Source organism: Allobosea sp. P2_A10 (assembly GCF_056405115.1).
In genome coordinates this window covers 156,759-181,988 of record NZ_JBFUCS010000012.1, presented here as the reverse complement: position 1 = coordinate 181,988, position 25,230 = coordinate 156,759, and the positions used below count along the sequence as shown (strand labels likewise).

Below are 25,230 nucleotides of genomic sequence, written 5' to 3'. Positions count from 1 at the left end.
GAAAACAGCTTGCGCAGGTTGGTGGCGGATTTTGTCGTGAAGCCAGTGCCGACGCTGCCGACATAGACCAGGCCGCCTTCTCGCTGTGCCGCCAGCAGAACCCGCCCGATCCCGCCCAGTGCTGCGGCCGACGGTTCGTATCCGACTATGAGAAAGGTCTCCGACTGGATGCACTTGATCTTGAGCCAGTCGCCGCCACGGCCGGAGTGATATGGCGCGTCGCGCCGCTTGGCGATGATGCCTTCCAGACCCATTTTGCAGGCCAGCTTGAGGAAGTCGGCTCCGTGCGCATCAACTTCCTCGCTCAGACGGATCGAGCTGTGCTGCTTGCCAATCAATTGCTCAAGCATTGCTCGGCGGTCTTCCAGAGACCGGGCCCTTAGATCCACTCCGTCGAGATAGAGCAGATCGAACGCGTAAAGCATGGCGTTGCTGGCGAACGCCTTGCCACCCCGGCCGCCGAGCGCCTTCTGCAGGGCGCCAAAATCAGAAGCACCGCGTTCGTCGAGGACGACGGCCTCGCCATCGATGATCGCAGTATCGAGGCCGAGCTCGCGCACGTCATGGGCGATCGTCGGAAAGCGCGCCGTCCAGTCGTGGCCGCCTCTCGTGATGACGCGGACCTTGCCCGGCTCAACATGCACGGCCAGGCGGTAGCCGTCCCACTTCACCTCGAAGGCCCAATCATGATCCTCCGGCGGCTTTGACTTCAGCAGCGCCAGGCACGGCTCGACGCGATCGGGCATCGGATCCAGCTGCAGCCCGCGTTGACGCTTGTTGCGCGGCCTGGGAACTGGCGGGCTTGATATCGTCTCAGCCGTAGGGCCGACCTTGAGCAGGCGACGCGCCATACTGAACTCCACGCAACAACTCGAACTCGACGACAGGATTACGAATTCAGTTTCCGGTCGTGCTCGTCGTCGGCCCTGTATGCCTCCGGATCCGGCTCGGGAACCTCGAACTCGCGCTGCTCGACGAGCGGGATTTTCATCCAGTCACCGGTCGCCTCGAGGCCGTTGGCTTCCGCGTCGTCGACCAATTTGGAGATAAATTGGTCCGCCCCTTCTGCGACGACGCTGATGGCGGCGTTCACCGAGGCAGCATCGGTGTCGTCAAGCGGGTTCGCCAGGACGCCAGATATGTCGTCGAGCTTGCGCGCGAGTTCGTGCGCCTGAATAGCCACCGCGTCGGAATTGGAACGGCGCGGGCCCGGCGCCGCCTCAAGGTCGAGCGATGGCTGGAGAGGGTCGTCGGGAGGCGTTCCCGCGCCGCTCCGCATGACTTCGCTCGACTGGCTCGACCGCAACATTCGCAGAGCGCACATGACACAACTCCAAACTCGACTGGAGTCGCGAACGATCAACGTGGCGAATCGTTCCGCAGACGCGCTCCCAACCTCGCCTCTTCTCAAATAAATGGCCCGTCGGCTTCACGCCGGCGGGCATTGTTTCTGGATGATCGCCTAACTCAGGGATCGACGTGCTCCGGCATCGACGTGAGCTGGTCCTTCGTCCAGTTCGTCACTGCATGTACATCGCCATCTTCGTCGCGCATGAATTCGATGTCACTCACCGCGACCATGACCGGTTTTGCGCCGATGCCGAGGAATCCGCCGACATCAACCACGACTTGCGCATTCGTGCCTGCGCCGTGGACATGAGAGACCGAGCCGATCTTTTCGTCGCCGGGGCCGTAGACGGTCGCTCCATCCAGGAATTCCTGCGTCAACTCGGTCGACGCAAGGCGAGTATGCTTCGAATGGTCCATGGCTTCCTCCTCGTTTGCAAGAATGCAGTGAACGTGTTGGACCGCGAAGCGTTCCCTCGTTTGGACCTCAAACACAAAGGCCCGACGCCCTTTAGGAGCGCCGGGCCAAGTTTAGGAGGAAACTGCCCAAGGGGGCTCTACACCGGATCCGGCCGGTCCCGAACGCCGTGGGCTGACGGCCCGGCGATGTCGGCGCGATTACTTTCGCGCTAACCGATCCCGCCCGAACTGCTCCATGTTGCGCAGTCGGCTCCTCAATCACCGCCACCGCAGCTACGGCTGCTGCAAAAACCTGATCGCCGGCTGCCCGCTGCTATCACGCTTCTGCCTGAGCTCGCCGCGGAGCCTCTCCTGCCCCACGGCATGTTCAGGCGCGCCGACCGCGACGCTCTCAGATGTGCAGTATGTCGTCGGCGGAGAGCCGCAGACCCGCCCTAGCTGGTCCCAACCGACGCAGCGGCCATTCGGCCCGCGATAGCCAGGCCCGCCCCGCGAGCCACAGCGCGACGCGGCCTCAGTCCCGTCCCCCATCAGAGCAAGGGCGGCAGCGAGTACCCCTACCCCCGCCAGCCGGCGCATTTGCCATTGGCTTTGCGGTAGCCAGGACCACCTTTGGATCCGCATCCGCCCCGGGCCAAATGGGGCTTATCGGACACCGTCGAAACCGCAGGCTGGGAGTGTCGCTGCGTCGGCGCTGAGGCGTCACACGGTATCGCGCTCAAAGCGACCATAGCGACCGCAGCCAAGGCAGAAATCACGTGCATGACGCCCTCCCGCGGATCTAGTCCGCCATCCCAATCATTTGCTTCGCAGCCGCGCTGGCGCTCGTCAGGGCATTCTCGCGCTCTTTGGCGAGGTCGCCATCCTTAGCAGCGAGAAAGGCCGCTCTCGCCGCCCCTTCGATTTCGGGTCGGCACAGCTCAAGCATCCCTTCGAAAAGCTTGCGCTGTTCGATGAACTTGCCATTGCGGGCGGTCGCGATCTGCGACAGGCAATCGCGGAGTTCCCTGGGGAGATGGCTGCCAACGCCGGCAGGAGGCGCTCCAGGGGGCGACTGAGGCGCGGTAGCAACAGGCGTGGCCGGACTTGGCAATGACCGAGCAGCGGGGCCCTGTCCCGCCTTCAACTGCACGGCATTGGTGATCACAACATTCCGAACGACCTTCCGCAAATCCTCGCGCAGCTCGGGCTCGCCACTGGTCGAATAATTCTGCCCCATCTTTGCGCGCATGATGTCGACGCGCGATTGGAGTGCATCGTCTATTTCCCTCCGACAGATCGTCATCGCGGCAGTGGACAGAACCTCCGCTACCTCCGACGACGAGATCAGTTTGCCCAGTTGATCGGTGGTGCAAGCATATGCCCGATCACGCAGGGCGTCGGCTGCCCGTTCGAGGCGCTCAATATTTTGCTGACGCTCAACTTCGCGCCGCGCTTGGTCTGCCCTCGCGGCGGCGTCAGCTTGGTCTATCGCAGCTATGCGACGGTCCATGTCGCTCTGCAGCCTTGCCCGCACCGCACGCGGCAGGTCGTCACTGTAGGCGCCCTTGACGAAGACGAGACCGGTCCCCGCGCCATGCAGATTTTCGTGCGTGGCCACGATTTCAACCAATGCGCTGGTACAAGCTCGCCAGCCATCGGCGATCATGGGAGCGAGGTTGTTTAAGCGATAGCCGCTCACCACGTCGGGATGTCGGGCCGCCTCCCGGGCGATGCAGTCCGTCGCGGCTTTGATCGTCGGCAATAAGACGCGGCGCTTCTGCTGCTCGGTCATCTGAGCCGAGGCGCTCGATGCAGCGAGGCCGAGCACCGCCGCCAACGCGATACGCATTAAGAACATTTGCCACAACCTCGACGCCATCTAACAACTAAAGCGCGAAATCTTCGGTGTCACAAGTGGCTGTAAACTGACTTGCACAGCGTCCCCGTGGTGCGTCGCCTCGGCGGCCAAGTTCGCGGCGCGGAAGCTTTCCCTCTAAAGGCACGTTGCCGGCTCTCGCCATCGCTGCATACGCAGTGCCCCCCCCATATCAGGTCTGCTTGGGCGGCCCCTTCAGCGCATAGAGCTTGCGCAGGAACGCCGTCGAGCGCGAACGCAAGCCTTGGGAAGACGTCACTCACCCAGAGGGCCACCGCCCGCCATGAGGACTGTCATTCTTAGGACTGAATTCCTTGATCGTATTTCGAGATTAGGGTCAAGCCGGCCGTGGGCGACGCGCCAACGCGGTGTTCTCAGGAGAAACCGCAAACCTCGGCGAACTCCCACAGGTTCAGGATTCCTTTTTTTCGAAGACCTTGTTCGTGGTCAAAATCTGAAGGATTTGCAACGCGACATCGTACGGCAGAATGAGGTCGAGCGTCAGGCGGGACGTGCCGTCAGATTGAGATACGAGGTTTGGGCCTACTTCGGTGTTCTCTACCTTTGACGACACCAAATCTTCAGGCGAGAGCTCGAGCACTGTTGCTAACGCCTTGAGCACCTCCCCGCGTGGCAAGTTCTGCCCCGCCTCATACCTGGACATGCTCGAACGATCAAACTTCACGCCATTTATCATGAGCGGTTTAACCCGCCGAGTCACTTCCGCCGCGCTCATGCCAAGCTCTTGCCGACGCATCACAAGCCGCTTAGCGAACAGCATCGCTCGACGGCGGTTTTCTTGGCTCTTCATCCGCAATCGCCTCGTGTGGTCGTTGCAAATGGTTACGCAACCAATGCCCGCGAAGCAAGGCGCAGCAGGGGGCGCAAACAGAGCATCGGTGGTGCTGAGTCGATGGCAACCGCCGGTCAGAGACTTCGGCCATCCTGTAATAAAGCCTAGACTACTTGTACTCGCGAGGGAGCTAAATTCCGAAAGCGGACTTCGCGGATTTTGCCCAGCTCTGGGCTGTGGGCTCGTAGCCCGTAATGGATTTCCCGTCCGGCGACCAGACCGCCGACTTCGAACCTGCAACTTGCCCCGCAAGCGACCCAAGGCCCTTGAGCAGGGAACCGCCGGCCGACTGCTTCGGCTGGATCTGCTCAGGCCGGGAGACCCGATCCTGCAGCAGCGTCGGAGGCGGCGCGTAGATCGGCGTCCGCACCAGTGAGCCGCGAAGCTCCTGGTCGGCCGGCATGAGGCTGAGGTCGCCCTTGGCGAAATTGTTGGTCAAGCCGATCTTGCCGACGAGGTCGGCGAGCGTCTGGCCCTGGCGCGACCCGACGTCGCCGTAGGCGCTGACGGCCGCGCCGGCTCGCGCCTGGTCCGTGACCTTCTGCCGACCAGCCGTGAGGGCGCGATCGAGCGAGGCCTGCACGAGGTCCGGCGTGCTGCCGCGGAAGTTCGGGTCGACCGCGCCGCCGCCGGCAACCGCCTGCGCCGCGAAATCGCCGCGCTGCTGCCCGGCCTCGCCGAGCTGCTGCGTCGTGCCGGTTGCGCCGAGCGAAGGCACGCCGGCCTTGAACGTGGCGTCGTTGGTCGCGGCCGCCTGGCGCTGACGCGCGGTGTATTCGGCCAGCACCTGGTTGCGGGCTGCGGCTTCCGCCGCGTCCTGCTGCAGCCCCTTGAACTGCGTCTCCTCGGCCGCCTTGATGTCGGCATTGATGCGGTCGTTGTTGGCGTAGTCGATCTGTCGGTTCTGCTCGTCGGCCTGGGCCTGACCGAACACGTTGAGCCGATACGCCTTGTTGTTGGCGTTGTTCTGCATCGTCGTGCCGACGCCGGAGGCGGCGGCGCCACCGATGGCGAGGGTCGCTGAGAGGGGATCGAAGCACATCTTACTGCCTCACCGTTGACGTGCCGGCGCCGGTCGTGGGCGCCGATGCGCCGGACCCGCCGAGCCCCTTTCGGTTGGCAGGCGCGTTGAGCGCGGACGACGCCGCGCCAACGAGCGGCGCGAGGATGCTGCCGAAGACGCTGGAGTTCTGCGGCTGCGCGACGCCGTTGGCCTCGGGCTGCGAGCCGTAGGCGGTCGCCTGTCCGAACGGCACGACGCCGCCGAGGTTGACGAGGTTGGTCGCCTCGCCGGTGGCGCGCGCGGCGAAGCCCTGCGGATCGGCGGCCGAACCCGCTGCGTCGTACAGAGCGTTCTTGGACGAGCCGACCTTCTCGCGGATGCTGTTGGCGAAGTCGGACCCGCGCGACGCGACGGCTGCGCGCTCCTTGGCTGCGGCCTTCTCGAGTTCCGCGATCGAGTTGACACCAACGGTGCTCTCAAGCGTGCCGCGACCGGCGAGCGCCGATTTCAGCTTGTCGAGCGACTTCAGCCGATCGTCCTCCAGCGAGGGCAGGTTCGCGGCGGAATACTTGTCGGCGGCGGTCTTGTAGAAGTTGTCGTCGAACCCGGCGAAGGCGTTGTCGACCGTGCCGCGGTTGCCGGTAATAAGCGACTGGCGCTGCGCCTCGTCAGCGCGGGCCTGATCGCTGGCGGATTGCGCGACGCGCTGCTGCTCGGCGACGATCGCGGATTCGCGAGCCTGCTGCTCCTGGAGGCGGCGCTCCATGTCGGCCTGCGCGGCGACGCGCTGGCGCTCGTTCTCGGCCCGCTGCAGTTCTGCCTGCTGCGCCTGCCAGATCGCGACGTTATTGTTGGACTTGCCGCCGCCCAAAAGATTCTCGACGCACATGCTGCGCTCCTGGGTCTACTGTGCTTCGACGCGGCGAGATCGAAAGTTCGGAGCGCACGCTGATGAATTTGTAGCAGGAAATGGGCCTAAAGTCCCGCGGAATTTGCCCGAAAGCCGTTTCAGGCGCGTAGAGCGTACCCTGCTAAACTCCACTTTGGGGCGAAGATTTTTGCAGGCCGACATAGCAGAGGGCCTGCAAGAGCACCAATACGGCAGAGAAAAAGTCGGCGGAGTTCGGTCTCAGGCGACAGTAACTATTGGGTTGAATCAGCCGGTTGGCGCCTGCGAAAAGACCGCGCTTACATTTCGGAAGGCGTCGCACGGCCGCGCCCGTTTGCAGAGGTTCGGAAGGTCGCGGAAAGGTCGGGAAGAGAGATTGGCTATGGCGAAGTATGCGGAATCTATCGTCGGATAATGGGTTTTATCGAACCTCGGCAGCGAGGGCGCAGCCTCGAACCGTCATAGCTCTCGACATTAAGCAAAGGTCCGTTCGAACTGATACGCGAACGCACGGGCGTGCTTTTCATCAGGAAACCGCACTTCGATCGCATAGATTTCACCGCCGCGCTCCGGGATTAACCTGATCGAATGTGGCATATGCCACTCGACCAGCCACCGACCGATTTCCTTGAGCTGAGTGTTCACGAGTTTTTTGGGCAGGCAAATTTCCACTGCATGTGGCCCGTCTGCTCGCAGACCGGCGACGGCAGCAACCACGTCACCGTTAGGGCCGGACACTTAACCTCTGCACGTTATCGGCATATGTATTGTTGTCGGATACCGCCCGAAGTGCCGAGACTACCTCATAGGAGGCCGCCGGTTTTTCGAGCCATCTACCCTTTAGAAACACGGGATCGGTGGAAGGCAAGGGAACGTTCCCAGAAAATACTACAAATGGCACCGATTTGTCTGCGATAATTCTCGCAACTTCTATGCAGGGGCCATCGCGCAGTTCAACGTCAAGAATGGCGACATCGGGAGTATGGTTTTTCAGCCATTCGATCGCATCAGCGCATGACGATATTATTGAGGCAACACAGAAACCCGCTTCTGTGACGATCTCATCAAGATCGAGGGCAACTATTGCTTCATCTTCCAAAATAAGAACAGATTTGCGTGAGAATTTTTGCATTGGCCATGCTCAACATTTTGCCTCGTCAAATTTTCCGTAGAAACAATAAGGGGATCAACGCAGAGAGGGTTTTATGTCTGATATCGTACCAAAATATAGCGTTTGGTACGATGCCTGACATAACAGCAATTCGGACATCATTTGAGACTATAAGCCAAGGCTTCCGACGGATTGGGCGTGAGGAGCCAAGAGAAATCAATCTCTTGTAATGACAAGAGAGACAGATAAAAATGATTATACAGTCGAATATTGAAAATCAGATTCTTAGAACATTAGACGGCTCTGTATTTGCTGAAATCGCCAAGCACTTGGAATTTATAGATTTGCCTCGGAAATTTGCGCTTTCCGAGCCTGATGAGCCAAGTTTGTACGTCTATTTTCTCGAATCGGGCATCGGTTCGATCGTTGCGATCTCATCAGAAGGCTACAGGGCGGAAGTTGGATTGTTCGGGCGCGACGGAATGAGTCCGACAGCGACCGGCCTTGACGGCGAAACCTCGCCCTTCGCGATATTTATGCAGGTGAGCGGCGCAGGACACCGGATCAAAAGCGCGATCCTGATGGCGATGCTGGAGAAGAACGCTCCCTTGCGTAAGTTGCTTTCGCGCTATGCACAATCGATGTCCGTGCAGACGGCTTACACCGCGTTGTCGAACGGCGTTCACCACATCGAGGAGCGGCTCGCGCGGTGGATTTTGATGTGTCACGACCGGACGGACGGCAATGAAATCGCCCTGACCCACGAGTTTCTTTCGATTATGCTGGCCGTGCGGCGGCCGAGCGTAACCACTGCCCTGCACGTGCTCGAAGGCAACGGATTCATCCTCGCGGAACGCGGCCGTATCACGATCCGCAATCGCGCGGCCCTCCAAGCTTTTGCAAGCGACGCCTATGGCATCCCAGAGCGCGAGCATCGCCGCCTGATCGGGCCGACGCAGTAAAAGCGCGGAACCATTGGCGGAGCGAGGCATTCGGTTATTTTGCCCCGAGTGCTACGGATGGATAATCCGGATAGAGAAGAACGCCGCAGGGTATTGCTCGACCGTCTGCTTTGGGCGGCCATCATTGTGACAATCGTGGCGATGACAATTTTCGCATTTTCGATAGGCCGCGCCTGACTTCCTGAAACTGATAACAGCCATTATGGAACGGCTGCGCGCGTCCGCAACGGGTCGAATTTTCCCATTGGCCGCTCTCCAGAAAGCGGACATTCGGCGCGAACCAGGCCGGGTCCTTCTATCCCAATCAATCCAATTGGATTTCCGGGGATCGGAAAAATTAGTCGGGGCGCCTTGGCTACCGCCGTTGCCGCGCGCGCCGGTCCCCGGCGGGGGGTGTCGGGGGTAGGTCGGGGATCCGGGGTGGCCCGGACGTCAAGCCCAGCGTCATAAACGGGCCGTGCCGCCCGTCGTCGCCTACAGAAGGCGCAGACTATGCAGCTATCTCATGGACTTGGGAGAGCTGCCCTTGCGCGTTTGGCGCGCTAACGTCCTTTGCGCGGCTCGATCGCTCAGTTTCCAGCTTCTCAACCAGGCTCGCGAGCTCCTCGGCTGTCATGGCTGAGATGGACTTCTCAGCTGCCTCTTGGATCTGGGCGCGTGGCGCGACGTAGCCGGCGCGTTCGAGGATGAAGCGAGCGGCTTGGATACGGACCTTGGGTGGTGCGGCTTCATCGTCCAGGAGCCGTCCGAGCAGGCGGAGCGCCTTGGGCGCCAGCTCGTTGCGGATGACGCTGCGCATGCGCCACTCGACGCGGCGCGACACGCGGGGGCTCTGCAAGAGGTCGATGTAAGATCGGGCCGGGTAACCCGCCCCGCTCGCTGCGTCGCCCGGACTGAGGCCCTCGCAGAGCAATTCTACAAACGCGTCCTCCCGCTCCGTGAGGTTCGTGGTGAGGACGGTCATGGGTGAGCGGCTCCGAATTTTCTCGCAGACGCCACGCTTTGGCGTTGCATGATGGTGCATGATAGTGAATTTGACCTGTCATCACCAGTGGCATGCCGCACAGGCAACTGAGCGACCCGTCACAAAGCCCGACAAATCGACATTTTGCTGATGAATTAAGAGTAGTGAGCTCCCCCACACAAATCTACACTTTGCACATTGAAGTATTTACATCGCTCTAGTTGACGCTATAAGCATGATATGCAATCTTCATTGCGGGTCTGAACAGCCCGACAGTGAAGCCGATACATTTCCGGGGTCTCCGTGTGCATGTCCAGGGCGCAAGCCTAAAGACACGAGGGGGCCGACTACTGCCGGCTGTTCAGCCCCGGATGTGAAACTGCGCCCTGAACAGGCGCCTAACGAAAGCAGTAGCCATGACCGATGCAAACGTGAGCACCGTTGCGCTCGATCCGACTGTCCTGCCCGATTTCGATTACGTCCGCCTTGGGATTGAGGCGGTCAATGCACGCGACGAGCATCTGGAGTTCTGCGCGGTGGCCGATCCGATCTTCGGCTGGAATGTGCTGGTGACTTGCCCGGATGATCTCATGCGGGAGATCATGCAGCTCGTCAGGGCGCGTGCAGGGCTACCGCATTGAGTGGCGCACCCGCAAGGTTGCGATTCTTGCAGCCTGCTAGCCTTCCTAACGCCGCTCACCACTCGACAGCCAATAGGCGAACCGATCTCGAAGCCGGCCCTAAGCGGATCCGGCGAGAAGCGCCACGGCATCTGACCCGCTGAAAAATCCGCCCGGGGGCGTTGCTCCCGGGCTTCCGCCGTTCGCTCTGCCATGAGCTTTGGCCTGCGATCGACCGCCAAGCGCACGCACCGCGATTGCTCCATCTCAAATCTCCTCCACACGAGGCGTCCGCTTCAACAGAGCCCAGCCCCTCCCCTTCATGCACGTTTCCAAAAGCAATTCGCCTTGAGCTTGGCCTCGAGGCTGGAGGTCGATAACGAAGGAGCAACCTCCGACATCGATCGCCAGTTGATCGTCAGATCGGCTGCGACCGTCGGGCCGGAGAATGTCCCGAAACTCGCGATCGAAAACGATACGCGAAGGCTTGGCCGGCGGTTCCTTGGGGATGCAGCCCGCCAGAGTCAGGCATGTCAAAGCCAAAATGCGCATATCAACCCCGCCGTATGATCTGCGACAATCGTCTGGCGCGGCGCGCATGGCAACTGATGCGCAACGGTTCGGGGGCAGAGCCAGGTCCCGGTCGCCCTTCAATTGACTGCCGATAGGCGATCAGCCTCAGCGACCGCCTGGGCCTCGGCGACGCCTTTCTCCGTGAGGCGGTACAGCCACCGGATTGGCGACTGCTGAAGCGACCCGTGGTCCAGCGGCCCGCGATGGGCCATGCCGGGCGGCGCCGGCACGCGCTCAAGATACCCGTACCGGATGAATTTCACGCCGACGAACCCGTGGACGGAGCCGCGACTGAGCTGCGGGCACGCGCGCCTGAGATCCGCCATGACATAGCACTTGCCGGGCTCCATCAACCGCAATAGGTGATCCATCCTGCGGCTTCCTGCGGGAGGTCGCCGCAGCGGGTAGGCGCGGGCGAGCGAGCGCAGATGCGCCGCCTGCGCGGGCGAAGGGGGGCGTTTGGCCTTGCTTTTCGCAGGCTTCAGCGTCGCCGGGCGGTCGTCGATTTCAGAGACGATATCGCTGAGGCCCATGGAGGCCAGCACGGCGCGATCGGACGATCCCATTTTTAAATAGCCGTTTGCCAAGGTTGCCCTTTCGGCCAAATCATTTTCCCGATCGGTTTCCCAGTTTCGGGGTCAGCCGCGGCTCAGGCCGCGTCACGACGCGAACGCCGGGACGGCGATGCTCGCGGCACCGACGGTTCGGTTCAAATCTCCGTGCCTTCGCCGGAAGACTCGTCACGAACGGCCTCCCGCATTCGGCACACGCGCTGCGCCAAAGGGAGAGCATGGTCCTGCTCCCGTCGATACGCTCGTACGGCTCGAGCCCGATGCACTTGTAAACCTGGTCGCGGAACTTTCGTGTTTTTCCAGTGGCGGTCACGGCGCTTCTCACTTCCGTTTTAGGTTTCGTCAGGCGGTGGTATCGTGACGTTTCACTCCTGGTTCGATCGGCCTCGCATTTAGGCCCATGGCTAACGGCTCGGCATGGTGGCAATGTCACTGTCAGGCCCCATAGAGTGGGGGCCTGACAGTGACACCGGATTGCCGACGGTGTGACATTTACACTGACATCACTTTGACAGCGTTGACATCGGCCATAACCCATTGATTTCGGCCAACTTTGTTGACAACGTTTTTGCGCGCTAACGCTGACAATCGCGCAACGACGGTCGTACGGTTCAGAGCCCCGGCAGGGTGAATGTCAGTGTCATGGCCACGCGCGAAAATGCTACGCGCAGCGTTCTCGGTAAAATGGAATTGGGAGACGTGGACGCCTTTTTCCTCTGCCATGTCGCCGATTCCGGCATCAAGCAGCTCTAGCCATGCTGCCTCTCTGCTCGTGAGCTGAGGAGCTCCGTCCCCCGCCGCCATCTCGGCCGCAGCTCCATATAAAACGACGCATGAAGTTATCTCGTCGCCTTCGTCATCGAGCCCCAGGCCGATCGTCTTCAGCGTATAAGGAATTGGGTCTGCTTCCTTCGACATCGCACGCTGTTTCTTCGTGCGAAGCTCACCGTTTCGCAGCTCCAGCTCGGTATCCGCAGCGAACGGAACGACTGTCGACCCGCGAGAACCCCTTTCGACGTCCTTGCCGCTGTGGTGGACGATCGCGACATGCGCGCCTGTCGCGAAGCGGATGGCGTCGAGGTGCTTCACCACCGTGCCGCTGTCGACCGTGCCGTTCTCATCGCCGCCAGCCATGACACGCGAATACGTGTCGATGACAACAAGCGGGGGCGCATTGGACTGTCGTTGCGCGATCTTGCTTTTGACCAGTTCGATCACGCGCTTCAGATCGGCCGTGTTCGTGCGTAGATCCAGCGGAGCGGGTACAATCGTCAGCCAAGCGTCCTTTGCAGAAGCATTATGATGCTGCAGCCAAGCTGCCATTCTGTCGTAGATGTCGTAGGTGCCTTCGGCCGCGACGTAGATCACCGGGCTCTTGACCGTGCGTCTACCGTTCCAAGACCGCCCGAGGGCCACATGGAACGCCATGTCGAGCATAACGAAAGTTTTGCCCACGTTGGTCGTACCGAAAAGCATCGACATCGTGCCAGCGCTCAGGAAACCTTTGATGAGGTACGGGCGTTTCGTCTCTGCCCGAAAAGCGAGAGCCTCGTCTGTGTCGAACGCCAAAAGCGCGCCATCGGGGCGCAGCCGGCTCGAAGCCGTGCCCGGGTCTGACCCGAGAACGGGCTGCTCAAGCTCCTCCACCTCAAAATCGGCCATCGCGTGGCTGATGCCGGGCGCTGACTGTCCGTGCCGGTAGGCGTTGGACGCCTTCAGCTCCCAGAACACTGCGCCCTGCGGCGGGTGTGCCTTCTCGTCATCGAAGTGCTCGAGGCACAGCGCGACGATCTCGTGCTCGCTGATGCCGAAGTCCTTCAGCCGGCATGCGACGACATAGCCGGTGTGGTCGCCGTTGCCGCTGCCGGCGACGACATGCGGTGCTTCGTTACGGAGCCACGCCTTCGCGCGCTCGATCGCTTCCGGGGTGTCCAACTCGACCAACGGGTCCGAAGACCGCGGTTTTTGAGCGTGTACCCCGCAAAGCTGAGCAAACCAGGGTGCGATCGGCTTGATTGAGATGTCGCGCTCGATCGTATAGCCGCCGTCTCCCACTGTGCTGCCGGGGCCAACCACAAGGCCGCCTTCGCCTCGGATATCAAGAGCCTGCCCGATGCGGGAAGCACTGTTCCCGACCGCGAAGCCGGTGCTGTCGAAATAGAGATGTAGGCCACCTGACGGCGTTCGGACTGTCAGTGTCTGGTCGTCGAGACCGAGCCGGGACTTAAGGTCCTCAAGGCTTTCTAGCCCCTGACGGCCGTCCTTCACGTCAACGTCGAGGACCGTCAGCCCCGCACCCGTCGCGACGCCGACGTTGTACGGTATCACCTCTCCGAAGGGATCGCGCCAAAGCTCGTCGATCCTCGTCGGGTCTGTGGTGGCCTGCGCCTGCCAACCATCATGTGCCGGCGACTTTTGGTCGACCTGAAGCGGAAAGATGCGAAAGCCCTTCGCCCCGAGACCGATAGCGGTTTCGAGCAGTCGTTCCGCGATGGTGTCGTCGCATTCCATTGACGTCCGGCCTCCTTGGGCGATTGACGAATGAGTGGTGAAAGAATTGCATATTACCACTCATAATGCTATTCACTTCATTCACTGGTCATTTCCAGCGAGAAAGGACTTCGACATGGCAAGGCGACCGCTACCGGACGAAGCTCGATTACAGGAAATTAGAAAGCAGGCAGCCGAGGCGCTCGCCGCGCTGGATTCCTTCGACGACCTGGTTGAGGCTTTCCTTGGGGCGGATGGCGCGCGCGCCGACCGGTTCGGTTGGCTGGCGGCCGACCGTCCGGACCTTGTCCACCAGATGCGTAGAGGCACGGACTTTCGTCGCAGCACACTTCGGCGGGTGATGGCCTACATCGGCGGCGATGATGAAAAACGTTGAATGTTTTTCGAGCTCGGCAGGCACTCGCGCGCCGGGTCTTCGCTCGCCAGCGTCGCTGCCGCCCCTCCTCGCCGCAGTGAGGTGAGCATGCCGCGCGCGGAAGCCCTTATGCCCGACCTGAAGCTTACGACGGTGGCGCGCCTCCTGGGCTACGCGAGCGAACGCGACCTGACATCGCGTCTCCAAGACTATATCGAGCGCGGCATGCCGGCGCCGGACCCCCACACCCGCCGGGTCGATCCCGTCGCGTTCGAACGGTGGAGGCGCCTGCGCGCGCCTCACCTTTTCCCTGAACTTAGCCAGGCGAGCAGCGCCATGGACCCCAGACGGCTTTGGGCCGAACGGAGGGCCAAGTGGCAGGACGGCGCGGCGTAAAGATTCCCTACTCCAGGGTCAAGAAGAACGGGCGGCGCTATTGGGAGCCGACGCCGGAGATGCAGAAGGTCGGCTTCCTGCCCAAGCCGCTGGGGCTTGAGGGCCCGGATAGCCGCGCGGCCGCGCTGCGTCTCTATCAGTCCTGGGAGGCCCACAGGATGGGCAAGCCCGACCCGGTTCCCGTGGTACTGCCGAAGGGCCGCGAGGCCGCCGAGGTGGCGCGCGCGTGGCCGCGCGGCTCCATCGGCGAAGCCTACGTCAGATTTATGAAGACGGCGGAGTGGCGAAAGCTCGCCCAGACGACGCGCGACCAAGCCATTCTGCCAAACTGGGCCTACATTCGCGATCAATGGGGCGCCACAGACCCCAATCTCATGAGTCTAGAGATCCTGTCGGAGTGGCGCGAGGAGCTGGAGCAAACAAAGGGGCCGCACGTAGCTCACAAGGTGATCAAGGAATGGCGCCGCCATTGGGGTGTGATGACCGCGCTGAAGGTCGCATTTGGTGCCGATCCGTCCCAGGGCATCCGCAACAGTGCTCCCGCGCCACGCTGGCAGACCTGGACCGACGGCGAGGTCGTGCGCCTAGTCAAAGCCGCAATCCGTAAAAAACAGATTCGGCTCGCTGTCATGGTAGCAGCGATCTGGGACACACAATTCCAGCCAGGCGACATTCGCACGCTGAGGGCCCGGCATGTGGGCTATAGAGGGTCAGACCGTCGAGAGGTCGTGTTCGATCGGACGGTCGACGGACGCCAGAAAACGGGGAAGCCAGCTCTCGGTACGTTGTCGCCCAGGACCCGAAAACTTTTCGCTGTGTATTTGGAGACGGTCCCTGCGATGACGCCGGAGGCCTGGCTGTTTCCCCTTGCCAATAAGCGGGTCATGGCGGTTTCCGAGTTCACCCGAGAATTCCGCACGCTCTGCGAGGAGGTCTTTCCCGGTGACAAGCGCCAGATGCGAGACATGCGACGCTCGGGAACTGTTGAAGCATTCGCCGGCGGTGCCAGCGCTGCAGACGTCGGGACGAAGATGGCGAATTCGATCGGCCGGTCAAATGTGTTGATGGCGACCTACAACCCGATCGATATAGCCAGCGTCCGGCGCGCCGACGACGCCCGCTTGATCGGTCGCCGGCGGCGCCGCGACGAGACATGAGTCGAACAAAAGTTGGAATTCCAACCCAGTCATCAGCCGATTGAGTTGGAATGGCCGGCCTGGCCTACAGCCTAAGCCTTTGGGAGTATTGAAAAAGCGCTGGAGCGGGTGGAGGGAATCGAACCCTCGTATTCAGCTTGGAAGGCTGCTGCTCTACCATTGAGCTACACCCGCGCCGCCGCTTCGAGATCGACGATGGCGGCGATGATGTCAAGACGCGCGGCCGGGCTAGCGTGGCCGCGCGCTGGTCTCTCGATCGGAAAAAGGAATGGTGGGGGAAGCAGGACTCGAACCTGCGAAGGCATAGCCAGCGGATTTACAGTCCGCCCCCTTTGCCGCTCGGGACATTCCCCCGCCCGCGCCTCCCTGGCGCGAAGCCGAAGGCAAATCACCTGTGTCACTTGCGTGACGGGCGACAGGCGCGGCCGGACTTATGGTGACCGGGTCGGCGTGTGTCAACGGCAAAAAGCCACCTGACCCAACGCCATCTCTGGTCAAGCGCCGGCGATCATGGCAGGGCATGGCCCTGTCGCCCCCGGAGATTGACCGATGCCCGCGCCGTTTCGTCCCAAGCCGGGAAGGCCTTCCGGACCCCAAGCCGGAGGCCGGCCCCAACGCCGCCCCGACGGGACACTGCCGCATCGCCCAGGCGACATCGACGAGGCCGTGCTCTATGGCGTGCACCCTGTGATCGAGGCCTTGCGCAACCCGGCGCGCCGCCATCGCCGCCTGCTCGCCACCGAAAATGCGCTCAAGCGCCTGCAGGACGAGATCGGCGAATTGCCGGTCGAGCCCGAACTGGTCCGCCCCTCTGAGATCGACCGTCTGCTGACGCCCGACGCGGTCCATCAGGGGCTCTATCTCGTCTGCGACCCCCTGCCCTCGCCCGATCTCGACAGCCTGCCCGACGATGCGATCGTGCTGGCGCTCGACCAGATCACCGACCCCCACAATGTCGGCGCGATCCTGCGCTCGGCGGCGGCCTTCGCGGCCGCGGCCGTCATCGTCACCATCCGCCATTCGCCCGCCGCCACCGGCGTGCTGGCGAAATCGGCCTCGGGCGCGCTGGAGCATGTGCCATTGATTGCGGTGCGCAATCTCGGCGATGCGCTCGACGAACTCGGCAAGCGCGGCTTCCAGCGCATCGGCTTCGATTCAGACGGCGATGTCCCCTTCGACGACATCCCGCTGCGACGCCCGCTGGTCATGGTCATGGGCGCCGAGGGAAAGGGATTGCGCCAGCGCTCGCGCGAGCTCTGCGACCAGGTCGCGCGGCTCGAGGTGCCCGGAACGATCACCAGCCTCAACGTCTCCAACGCGACGGCGATCGCGCTCTACGCCGCCAGCCGCCGCCGCTGACGCCTCAGCGACCCGGCACGGTCAGCAGCAGCGCGCCGGTCTCGGCATGCATGAAGCGGCTGCGCTTGCCGCCCGCGGGCTCGGCATCGGCAATCCGAATTGCCCGCGTGACCGGACGATCGCGCGGCCCCTCGATCTGATAGAGCGTCGGCTCCGGCGTCGGCGAGCGGGCGATTCCGAGCCGCACCGGCATACCGTCGAAGGAATGGGGATCGCGCGGCGCGGCCGGCTCGCGCTCGTCCAGCACGATCGTTTGCGAGCCTGCATCGGTGGGATAATACCAGGGCCAGTACAGGCCCGAGCCGCGCGCGTAGCGGCGCTCGCGAAAGCGGCCGGTTTCGACGCCCCCGTCGCGGCGCGGACCGGCGACGCGCGGAGCAAAGCCCCGGCGAGGACCGGCGGCGGCGTCGCTACGGACGGCGGGTCCCGTGCCAACGCGCCCGGCCGCCTCTGCTTGCGAGCCGGGCAGGACCAGCCCAGCCGCAACCACGGCAATAACAATCGCTCCGACGCGCAGCATGGTCGCGCCCTTTCTTCCGCATCGATCAGGCCTCCACCGGTCAATATAAAGGCCGGCGCGGCGCTGTGAAGACCGCGCTATGCGCAACAAAAATTGATCCCGGCGGAATAGTTCTAAAGTCGTACAACTAACGGTGCAAGACCATCTTCCCGATTGCCTGCCGGAATTCCCGCGCGCATTGGTGCGGGCAGACCGGATTGGCGACGTTGCAAGACTTCGCTCCGGTGCAACGCGGCAAAGCTTCACAAGAAAGTCAGCCGCACGCAATCGGGCAGCCCGGATCATCCGACTGCCGGGCAAACACGAGGGGAGTACGCCATGAGCATGGCAGCACAGACATCGGGGGCGGACGCCGCTCGACCGATGACCAAGGAAGAAAGAAAAGTCATCATCGCGTCGTCGGCCGGCACGGTCTTCGAGTGGTACGACTTCTATCTGGCGGGCTCGCTTGCCGCCAACATCGCGCAGACCTTCGTGCCGGGCACGAACGACACCGCCAAGTTCATCTTCGTGCTGTTCGGCTTCGCCGCCGGTTTTGCCGTGCGTCCCTTCGGTGCGCTGTTCTTTGGTCGCCTGGGCGATCTGATCGGCCGCAAATACACCTTCCTCGTCACGATGACGGTCATGGGCCTCGCGACCTTCGTGGTCGGCCTGCTGCCGAGCTTCGAGACAATCGGCTATGCTGCGCCCGTCGCCTTCATCGCCTGCCGCCTGCTTCAGGGTCTTGCGCTCGGCGGCGAGTATGGCGGCGCCGCGACTTACGTCGCCGAGCACGCCCCCATGGGACGCCGCGGCTTCTACACCTCATGGATTCAGACGACCGCCACGGTCGGCCTGTTCCTGTCGCTGATCGTCATCCTGGCGCTGCGCCTGAGCATGAGCCCGGCTGATTTCGCCGCTTATGGCTGGCGCATTCCGTTCCTGGTTTCGATCATCCTTCTCGGCCTGTCGATCTGGATCCGCTTGCAGCTCGCCGAATCGCCCGCCTTCGTCAAGATGAAGGAAGAGGGCACCGGCTCGAAGGCGCCCCTCAAGGAAGCCTTCGGCACCTGGGACAACGCCAAGATCGGCCTCATCGCCCTGTTCGGCGGCACCGCCGGCCAGGCCGTGGTCTGGTATACCGGGCAGTTCTACGCGTTGTTCTTCATGACGCAGACCCTCAAGGTCGACGGCACCACCGCCAATCTGCTGATCGCCGCCTCGCTGCTCCTGGGCACGCCGTTCTTCATCTTCTTCGGCTGGCTCTCGGACAAGATCGGCCGCAAGCCCATCCTGCTCGCCGGCTGCCTGATCGCTGCGCTGACCTATTTCCCTCTCTTCACCATGCTGGCGAAGACGGCGAATCCGAAGCTGATCACCGCGACGGAAACGGTCAAGCTGGTGCTCACCGCCGATCCGGCCGAATGCGGCACGCTGTTTGACCCCGTCGGCGTGCGCACGTTCACCAAGCCCTGCGATGTCGTTCGCCGCACTCTGGCGACGAACTCGATCCACTACGATCTGGCGGCCGGTCCGGCCGGGTCTCCGCTGGCGGCCACGATCAATGGCGCGGCTGCTCCGGCAGGCGCGGCTGAACTGACTGCCGCGGCCCAGGCCGCCGGCTATCCGAAGGCCGGCGATCCGACCATCCTGAAGACGCCATCCTTCGGCGAGATGCTCTCCAGCGGGCGGGCGCTGTCCCTCATCGGCGTTCTGTTCATCCTCGTGATCTACGTCACGATGGTCTACGGGCCGATCGCAGCGCTGCTGGTCGAACTCTTCCCGACCCGCATCCGCTACTCCGGCATGTCGTTGCCGTACCACATCGGCAATGGCTGGTTCGGCGGCTTCCTGCCCCCGACCGCCTTCGCCATCGTGGCGGCCAGCGGCAACATCTTCTCGGGCCTCTGGTATCCGATCATCGTGGCGATGATGACCTTCATCGTCGGCCTCCTGCTGCTGCCGGAGACCAAGGATCGCGACATCTTCAAGTCGTAACCTTCCGCGACCGCAGCGCCTGCACAGGCGCCAAGACGAAGCCCCGCCTTTCGAGGCGGGGCTTTTTTCATGCCCGCCGTCCAATCGGTCCGGCTTGCCCTGCGCCCGGCAGGCTGGTAACCGCAACGCGGGTCAGTCCGGGCCGGCGTAGCACAGCGGTAGTGCAGCGGTTTTGTAAACCGAAGGTCGGGAGTTCAATCCTCTCCGCCGGCACCACTGACCCTCTCGTTTTTGGCCGATGCGTGGGATCAGGCCGAGGACCATGACGATCGCGCGCGTTTTATGGCTGGGCCTTGCGGCGGCGCTGGCGCTTGCCACAGCCCTGCTCATGGTGTCGGGCTTCGCCGATATTCCCTGCCAGGACGGAAACTGGAACGCGGGGCTCAAGACCTGCGTGCCGGATGGGAGATGAACCCATGCGCAAGCCGATGCCGCTTGTCGTCGCGATTGGCCTGGGCCTGTCGACGCTGACCAGTTCGGCCCTCGCCGCTGAAAAATGCAGGCTGACGGTCGACGAGCGCGTCCATCTCGATGGACCATGCAACATCGAGCGCTTTCGCGGCGGCGGCTTCTCGATTCACACCCGCCGCGGCGTGCCTTACATCGTCGTTGTCTATGTCGCGCCAAGCGGTGCGGCACGCGGCTACTGGAACGAGGGGCGCAGCGGCTCGCGCAAGGATACCGATCTGGGCGATCTGGAGCGCGATGGCGCCTGCTGGGTCAACGCACGGGCCTCGGTTTGCGCCTGGGCGCGCTGAACGACCGGTCACGGAGCCGGGAGAGCAGTTGCAATGACCAGCCCGGATTGCCGATGACTGGAGCCTATGGCATCACGTTTGCGTAGCGCCGGAGCGGCAAGCGGACGACGATGGACCAGAAACCCGAAGATCTCCTGGCCCTGGCCGAGCGCTGCGAGGCGGCACGGAAGCCCGACCGCGCGCTCGATGCCGACATCTACGAGGCGCTAGGCTTCACCGTCAGGCGCAAGCCGACCAATCTCGTCAGCCGTCGCGCCCCGGTCGGCGGCATCTACCAGCAGGGTTCGCTCTGGAAGGCGCTCGGCACCGTCAGCGGCGATATCGAGGTCGCGGTCGGCCTGCTGCGCCAGCGCGCACCGGACTGGGGCTGGAGCCTGCAATGCATGATCGGTGAGGACAACGCCGCCTTCCAGGCGCTGGTGGCCGAATGCTCGGGCAATGGCGTCGTCGGTTCGCTGGCGCTCTGCGCTGCGATGCTGCGCGCCTTTGCGCGGCATGACGGCGCGATGAAGCGGGCGCGTCCCGTCGCGCGGCGCTGATCACGCAAACTTGACCATACGCAATCACGGCGCGGTTGAACCTGTGGCAGCGCGCCTTAGGTTCGCCGACAGGCTGAAAACAGCCAAGGGGAAAACACAATGACGAACCTCGACATGTCGCGCCGCACCGTTCTCGCCGGCGCTGGCGTTTTTGCCGCCGCCTCCGCACTCGACCTGCCTGCCGGCTTCAGCCCGGCCCATGCCCAAGGAGCTCCCGTGAACCAGGCACCCGGATTCTACCGCTACAAGGTCGGCGACATCACCGTCACCGCGATCAATGACGGCTTCGCCAAGCGCCCGCTCGAAGGCTTCGTCAGGAACGCCGACATCGCCGACGTCAAGAAGGCGATGGCGCAGGCCTTCCTGCCGCCCGACGCCCTCAACATCACCTTCACCACGCTCGCGATCGAAAGCGGCGGCAAACTGACGCTGATCGACACCGGCAATGGTGAACTCGGTGCGCCGACCTCGGGCACCTGGATGGCCAATTTCAAGGCCGCCGGCTTCGACCCCAAGAACGTCTCGACCGTGGTGTTCAGCCATTTCCATGGTGACCACATCAACGGCTTCCGCGCCAAGGACGGCACGGCGTTCTTCCCGAACGCGGAAGTCATGGTACCGGCCGCCGAATGGGCCTTCTGGATGGACGACGCCAAGATGGCGGCGGCTCCTGAAGCCATGAAGGGCGCTTTCGCAGGCGTGCGGCGCGCCTTCGCGCCCGTCGCCAAGGACGTGAAGCAGTTCGAGAGCGGCAAGGAAATCGTACCCGGCCTGACCACGGTCGCGGCGCCCGGCCATACGCCGGGGCACACTGCCTTCGCGCTGGCATCGGGCTCTGGCAAGCTGATGATCATGTCCGACACCACCAACCACCCGGCGCTGTTCGTGCGAAATCCGGAATGGTCGGCCGTGTTCGACATGGACGGCCCGCAGGCGGTGACGACGCGGCGCAAGCTGCTCGACATGGTTTCGGCCGACAAGATGCAGGTCGCGTTCTATCACGCCCCCTTCCCGGCCACCGGCTACATCGCCAAGTCCGGCAATGGCTACGAGATGGTGCCGGTGCAGTGGAGCACGGCGATCTGATCGCTTTTCACACCAAGACGATCGCAAAGGCCGGGGGCGACCCCGGCCTTTTTTATGGATGCTCCGTCTCGCGGCTTTCATGCCGCCCGTGCTAAGCACGGCCTCCCAGTCCGGCCAAGGCCTTCAGGATCCGCGATGACCGAGCGTTTCGGCGCCATCTCCTTCGTCGCCAGCGAGACGCCCGAAGCGCAGGCCGCCCTTGCCAAGCTCGCCGAGCGCTATGGCAATGCCGACCCGGCGGAGGCCGGCGTCATCGTGGCGCTCGGCGGCGACGGGCTGATGCTGCAGACGCTGCACCGCTTCCTGGGGACGGGAACGCCGATCTACGGCATGAATCGCGGCTCGGTAGGTTTCCTGATGAACGAGTTTCGCGAACGCGGGCTGACCAGGAAGCTCGAAGCCGCGCAGCGCAGCGTCGTCCATCCGCTCTCGATGCGCGCCATCGACCAGTCGGGCAGCGAAGTCAGCGCCCGGGCGATCAACGAGGTCTCGCTGCTGCGCCGCTCCTATCAGGCGGCCAAGCTGCGCATCTCGATCGACGGACAGGTCCGCCTGACCGAGCTCGTCGCCGACGGCGTGCTGCTGGCGACGCCGGCGGGCTCGACCGCCTACAACCTGTCCGCCAACGGCCCGATCCTGCCGCTCGACGCGCCGCTGCTGGCGCTGACGCCGATCTCGGCCTTCCGGCCCCGGCGCTGGCGCGGCGCGCTGCTGCCCGACCACGCCAAAGTCACGATCGAAGTGCTGGAGAACGAGAAGCGCCCCGTCAGCGCGGTGGCGGACCACACCCAGATCGAGAACGTCGTCTCGGTCGAGATCGAGATCGACCGCGAGGTCGACCTCGTCATGCTGCACGACCCCGGACATAGCCTGGACGAGCGGATTTTAAGGGAGCAGTTCGGATATTGAGGCCGGCAGGACCACAGCGCAGACCTCACGCCGCCTGCCTGATATCCCCGATTTCGAGCTCGACCAGCAGCGCCGGATCGGCCTCGACCAGCAGCGCCAGCGCCGCGTCATCGGCCAGGCCATCGGCCATGATCCGGGCCTCCTCGCGGGCCGCTTCCGAATCCATCCGGCGCAGCAGCCCCATCAGCGCGTCGGCCTCGGCGCCGTCGAGACTTTCGCAGGCGATCAGCACCTCGCGCAGGATCGCGCGGTCGACGCCGCGGCCTGAACCGCTGCGGTCGAAGCCACGCAGATTCAGCGCCACGATGGCAGCCGTGAAGGCCGGCTGGAGCGAGAGCGGCAACCCGGCCTTGCGATAGAGCGCCTTCAGCCCCGAGCCGCGCCGGTCGCGCAGCAACGCGGCGACCCGCTGCGCAGGAAGGTCCGACAGCGCCACGAAGGCGGCCTCGGCAAGCGCCGGCTCGCCCGAGAGCAGCGAGCGCAGCATCAGCCCCGGCGTCAGGCGGGCATTGGCGCGCAGCACCTCGACGATTGCGGGCGCATCGCTGTCCTGTCCGCCGGCCGCAAGCGCAACCGCGACGCGTTCGGTCGATTCGCGCGCGAGTCTCGCGCTGCGTTCGGGGGTGAGCCAGCCGCAGCCGATGACGAAACTCGAAAGGGCGTCGGAGACCATGGCGGCGATGGTTTGCCGCAGGCCGGCTGGCAGATCGCGCCGTGCGAGCAGCGCCTCGCGCAATGGACCGGAATCGCCGGCGCGCTCGACCATGCGTTCGAGCGAGAAATCGGGGATGTCGGCCGTCGGATTACCGGCCAGCGTGACCAGAGCCTCCTCGCCGCCGACCTCGGCCAGCGCAGCCGCAACGCCAGCTGGCAGATGCGGACGCAAGGCGATCGCGCGCTGCGCCAGAGCGTCTCCGACAGCCGCCGCATCGACCAGATCGGCTTCGCTCAGCACCGGCGAATGGGCGAGCATGAGGGCTGCGACATCGCTCTGCTCGGCGACCATGCACAGGACCAGCGTGCGCGGCGTACGCGGCGAGGACGCCATTTCCTCGGCGATGGCGCGGCGCACCAGCGGCGAGGGATCGTCGATCAGCGAGATCAGGGCGGTTTCGGCCTCGTGCCGGTCCTCGTCCGACATGCCCGAGCGCAGATAGGCGCCAGCAAGCGCGGCAGCGCCGGCCGCACGCGCCTCGGCATTGGCCGTCCGGGCCCAGAGCAGGAAGCGGCGGACGATCACGAGCGCCCCCGCGTCACCATGAAGGAAGAAAGATCGAGCGGAGCGCGGCGCACCTTGGCGGCGGCAGGTTTGCCCGATGCGGCATTGGCCTGCGCGGACGGCTGCGTCAGCTCCAGCGGCCGCGACGGCGGCAGGGGCGCATTGACGGCCTTGGCGGCCGTCGCGGAATTTGCGGCGACAGCCGACGCCGCCAGCGGCTCGGGCGATGCGTCGTTTTGCGTCAGGCGCGGGAAATAGCGCTCGGAGGGATCGAGCGAGGCCAGCCGCGTCGCGCCGCCCGGGCGCGGCGTCGTCCAGAGATTGGCGACGGCCTTCGAGACCGGCTCGCGCGAGCCTTCGGTGGAGAACAGGCCGATCAGCCCCCTGGCGCGGCCCGGCTGCAGCGCGGCGGCGATCTCGGCCGGCTTGTCGATACCCTGACCGGTCGCCTTGGCGGCATCAGCGCCGGCCGTCGTCGCCGCCGCGAGCTGCGTATTGGCATGGCTCGCCGCAAGCACGCCATAGACCTCCTGCGCGGAGCGGGCGCGCCCGCCCTTGTCGTAGAAGATGCCGCGATTGGCGGCCGCTGCGTCGGGAAAATCCCTGGCCGCGCTGCGCCCCGGATCGTTCTGGGCTGCCTGTATCAGGTCGGAAGCGCCGCGCGCGCCGAGCACATGAGCCATGTAGAGCTCACCGGCATGCGGCTGGCGGCCAAGTGCGGAGGCGAGCTGGTCGCGATTCTTCTGGGTAAAGGCGCCGGCCATGACGGCCGAGACCTGCGGATCGGTGCGCAATTGCAGGATCTTTTCGCGCGCCGCCGGGTCGGCGACCGTGAGACGGCCGTCGCTGCCCGAGCTGATCGCGCCGGCGAGATCGGAGAGCCCCTGCTTGGGCCCCTCCTGCTTCACCATCGAAAGCCAGGTCTGCTCGATGAACTGGAACAACCCGGTCGCGCTCGAGGTCTTGGCCTTGGCATCGGGTTCAAGGGACGATTCCCGCTGCGCCGTCTTCAGCAGATAGTCGAAGCCCGCACCTGTCTTCTCCGCACCCTCGCGAATAGCCGAAACCACCGGGTTGGCGGCGGGGGCTGCGCTGGTCTGCGGCGTCGTGAACAGGAACATCGGTGATCTCGGGCGCGAATGGGCCGCCAGACGTCTGCCGCCAGGACGGGACGACGCCTGTGGAGACTGGACCGATTATGGTAAGCGAACCGTTAAGGCGGGGAATCGCCAAGCCGGCTCGCAGGCCGGACAAAGGACTATGGAGAAGCGT

27 protein-coding genes and 3 tRNA genes are annotated in these 25,230 nt (G+C 63.7%); 13 read left to right on the top strand and 17 right to left on the bottom strand.

From position 1 onward, the window contains the following. The 9 genes from ligD to AC1DZY_RS18040 form a co-directional block, all read right to left on the bottom strand. Window positions 1–851, bottom strand: an 851-nt coding sequence (gene ligD, locus AC1DZY_RS18080; RefSeq protein WP_476821522.1) for a non-homologous end-joining DNA ligase, incomplete at its 3' end; no start/stop codon positions are given. A gap of 38 nt (window positions 852–889) precedes the next feature. Further along, the gene (locus AC1DZY_RS18075) at window positions 890–1,324 is read right to left on the bottom strand and encodes a hypothetical protein (RefSeq protein WP_476821521.1); all 435 of its coding nucleotides are present in this window, start codon (window positions 1,322–1,324) and stop codon (window positions 890–892) included. 143 nt (window positions 1,325–1,467) lie between these two features. Further along, window positions 1,468–1,767, bottom strand: a complete 300-nt coding sequence (locus AC1DZY_RS18070; protein WP_476821520.1) for a PRC-barrel domain containing protein — start codon at window positions 1,765–1,767, stop codon at window positions 1,468–1,470. Window positions 1,768–2,548: 781 nt separating this feature from the next. Further along, a complete protein-coding gene (locus AC1DZY_RS18065) occupies window positions 2,549–3,598 on the bottom strand; it encodes a hypothetical protein (RefSeq protein WP_476821519.1) in 1,050 nt (349 codons plus the stop codon). Window positions 3,599–4,037: 439 nt separating this feature from the next. After that, window positions 4,038–4,436, bottom strand: coding sequence for a helix-turn-helix domain-containing protein (locus tag AC1DZY_RS18060; protein WP_476821518.1), 399 nt, complete (start codon window positions 4,434–4,436; stop codon window positions 4,038–4,040). A gap of 172 nt (window positions 4,437–4,608) precedes the next feature. Beyond that, the gene (locus AC1DZY_RS18055; protein ID WP_476821517.1) at window positions 4,609–5,520 is read right to left on the bottom strand and encodes a hypothetical protein; all 912 of its coding nucleotides are present in this window, start codon (window positions 5,518–5,520) and stop codon (window positions 4,609–4,611) included. 1 nt (window position 5,521) lies between these two features. Next, a complete protein-coding gene (locus tag AC1DZY_RS18050; protein ID WP_476821516.1) occupies window positions 5,522–6,370 on the bottom strand; it encodes a hypothetical protein in 849 nt (282 codons plus the stop codon). A 474-nt stretch (window positions 6,371–6,844) separates the two neighbouring features. Then, entirely contained in the window at window positions 6,845–7,108 is a 264-nt protein-coding gene (locus tag AC1DZY_RS18045; protein WP_476821515.1) for a hypothetical protein, read from the bottom strand. Beyond that, window positions 7,095–7,502 (bottom strand): response regulator, encoded by a 408-nt coding sequence (locus AC1DZY_RS18040; protein WP_476821514.1) that lies wholly within the window; start codon window positions 7,500–7,502, stop codon window positions 7,095–7,097. The genes AC1DZY_RS18045 and AC1DZY_RS18040 overlap by 14 nt, the downstream gene beginning before the upstream one ends. 230 nt (window positions 7,503–7,732) lie before the next feature. Between AC1DZY_RS18040 and AC1DZY_RS18035 the strand changes: the two genes are divergently transcribed. After that, window positions 7,733–8,443, top strand: coding sequence for a Crp/Fnr family transcriptional regulator (locus tag AC1DZY_RS18035; RefSeq protein ID WP_476821513.1), 711 nt, complete (start codon window positions 7,733–7,735; stop codon window positions 8,441–8,443). 490 nt (window positions 8,444–8,933) lie between these two features. Here the strand turns inward: AC1DZY_RS18035 and AC1DZY_RS18030 are convergent, their stop codons facing one another. Continuing rightward, on the bottom strand, window positions 8,934–9,407 hold the full coding sequence (locus tag AC1DZY_RS18030; RefSeq protein ID WP_476821512.1) for a hypothetical protein: 474 nt from the start codon (window positions 9,405–9,407) through the stop codon (window positions 8,934–8,936). 416 nt (window positions 9,408–9,823) lie between these two features. Between AC1DZY_RS18030 and AC1DZY_RS18025 the strand changes: the two genes are divergently transcribed. Further along, complete coding sequence (locus AC1DZY_RS18025) at window positions 9,824–10,048, top strand: hypothetical protein (RefSeq protein ID WP_476821511.1); 225 nt, start codon at window positions 9,824–9,826, stop codon at window positions 10,046–10,048. A gap of 629 nt (window positions 10,049–10,677) precedes the next feature. Here the strand turns inward: AC1DZY_RS18025 and AC1DZY_RS18020 are convergent. Further along, window positions 10,678–11,205 (bottom strand): hypothetical protein, encoded by a 528-nt coding sequence (locus tag AC1DZY_RS18020; protein WP_476821510.1) that lies wholly within the window; start codon window positions 11,203–11,205, stop codon window positions 10,678–10,680. Between the two features lie 459 nt (window positions 11,206–11,664). Further along, the gene (locus AC1DZY_RS18015; protein WP_476821509.1) at window positions 11,665–13,683 is read right to left on the bottom strand and encodes an AAA family ATPase; all 2,019 of its coding nucleotides are present in this window, start codon (window positions 13,681–13,683) and stop codon (window positions 11,665–11,667) included. Between the two features lie 37 nt (window positions 13,684–13,720). Between AC1DZY_RS18015 and AC1DZY_RS18010 the strand changes: the two genes are divergently transcribed. From AC1DZY_RS18010 to AC1DZY_RS18000, 3 genes are read left to right on the top strand one after another with little or no spacing between them, the layout of a single operon-like run. Continuing rightward, window positions 13,721–14,059: a hypothetical protein gene (locus tag AC1DZY_RS18010; RefSeq protein ID WP_476821508.1), complete on the top strand. Its 339-nt coding sequence runs from the start codon at window positions 13,721–13,723 to the stop codon at window positions 14,057–14,059. After that, window positions 14,060–14,434: a hypothetical protein gene (locus AC1DZY_RS18005; protein ID WP_476821507.1), complete on the top strand. Its 375-nt coding sequence runs from the start codon at window positions 14,060–14,062 to the stop codon at window positions 14,432–14,434. It abuts the gene before it with no gap. A gap of 59 nt (window positions 14,435–14,493) precedes the next feature. After that, window positions 14,494–15,591 (top strand): hypothetical protein, encoded by a 1,098-nt coding sequence (locus AC1DZY_RS18000; protein WP_476821506.1) that lies wholly within the window; start codon window positions 14,494–14,496, stop codon window positions 15,589–15,591. Between the two features lie 100 nt (window positions 15,592–15,691). On the opposite strand, the gene AC1DZY_RS17995 is transcribed toward AC1DZY_RS18000, so the two are convergent. Continuing rightward, window positions 15,692–15,765: transfer RNA gene (locus tag AC1DZY_RS17995), tRNA-Gly, on the bottom strand. 95 nt (window positions 15,766–15,860) lie between these two features. Further along, a tRNA-Tyr gene (locus tag AC1DZY_RS17990) sits at window positions 15,861–15,945 on the bottom strand. A 195-nt stretch (window positions 15,946–16,140) separates the two neighbouring features. Between AC1DZY_RS17990 and AC1DZY_RS17985 the strand changes: the two genes are divergently transcribed. Beyond that, window positions 16,141–16,950 (top strand): TrmH family RNA methyltransferase, encoded by an 810-nt coding sequence (locus AC1DZY_RS17985; protein ID WP_476821505.1) that lies wholly within the window; start codon window positions 16,141–16,143, stop codon window positions 16,948–16,950. Window positions 16,951–16,954: 4 nt separating this feature from the next. On the opposite strand, the gene AC1DZY_RS17980 is transcribed toward AC1DZY_RS17985, so the two are convergent. After that, entirely contained in the window at window positions 16,955–17,470 is a 516-nt protein-coding gene (locus AC1DZY_RS17980) for a hypothetical protein (protein ID WP_476821504.1), read from the bottom strand. Between the two features lie 363 nt (window positions 17,471–17,833). Between AC1DZY_RS17980 and AC1DZY_RS17975 the strand changes: the two genes are divergently transcribed. The 7 genes from AC1DZY_RS17975 (at window position 17,834) to AC1DZY_RS17945 (ending at window position 22,739) form a co-directional block, all read left to right on the top strand. Beyond that, complete coding sequence (locus AC1DZY_RS17975; RefSeq protein WP_476821503.1) at window positions 17,834–19,447, top strand: MFS transporter; 1,614 nt, start codon at window positions 17,834–17,836, stop codon at window positions 19,445–19,447. 141 nt (window positions 19,448–19,588) lie between these two features. Next, a tRNA-Thr gene (locus AC1DZY_RS17970) sits at window positions 19,589–19,663 on the top strand. Window positions 19,664–19,709: 46 nt separating this feature from the next. After that, window positions 19,710–19,859 carry a hypothetical protein gene (locus AC1DZY_RS17965; protein ID WP_476821502.1) on the top strand — a complete coding sequence of 50 codons (150 nt, stop codon included), beginning with the start codon at window positions 19,710–19,712 and terminating at the stop codon, window positions 19,857–19,859. Between the two features lie 4 nt (window positions 19,860–19,863). Next, a complete protein-coding gene (locus AC1DZY_RS17960; protein WP_476821501.1) occupies window positions 19,864–20,205 on the top strand; it encodes a hypothetical protein in 342 nt (113 codons plus the stop codon). A gap of 110 nt (window positions 20,206–20,315) precedes the next feature. After that, window positions 20,316–20,744, top strand: a complete 429-nt coding sequence (locus AC1DZY_RS17955) for a hypothetical protein (RefSeq protein WP_476821500.1) — start codon at window positions 20,316–20,318, stop codon at window positions 20,742–20,744. Window positions 20,745–20,843: 99 nt separating this feature from the next. After that, window positions 20,844–21,830, top strand: a complete 987-nt coding sequence (locus tag AC1DZY_RS17950) for an MBL fold metallo-hydrolase (RefSeq protein ID WP_476821499.1) — start codon at window positions 20,844–20,846, stop codon at window positions 21,828–21,830. A 135-nt stretch (window positions 21,831–21,965) separates the two neighbouring features. After that, window positions 21,966–22,739 (top strand): NAD kinase, encoded by a 774-nt coding sequence (locus AC1DZY_RS17945; protein ID WP_476821498.1) that lies wholly within the window; start codon window positions 21,966–21,968, stop codon window positions 22,737–22,739. 25 nt (window positions 22,740–22,764) lie between these two features. Here AC1DZY_RS17945 and AC1DZY_RS17940 read toward each other — a convergent pair whose 3' ends face one another. Continuing rightward, window positions 22,765–23,979, bottom strand: a complete 1,215-nt coding sequence (locus AC1DZY_RS17940; protein ID WP_476821497.1) for a DUF2336 domain-containing protein — start codon at window positions 23,977–23,979, stop codon at window positions 22,765–22,767. Beyond that, entirely contained in the window at window positions 23,976–25,079 is a 1,104-nt protein-coding gene (locus AC1DZY_RS17935; RefSeq protein WP_476821496.1) for a transglycosylase SLT domain-containing protein, read from the bottom strand. The genes AC1DZY_RS17940 and AC1DZY_RS17935 overlap by 4 nt, the downstream gene beginning before the upstream one ends. Window positions 25,080–25,230 lie beyond the last annotated feature (151 nt).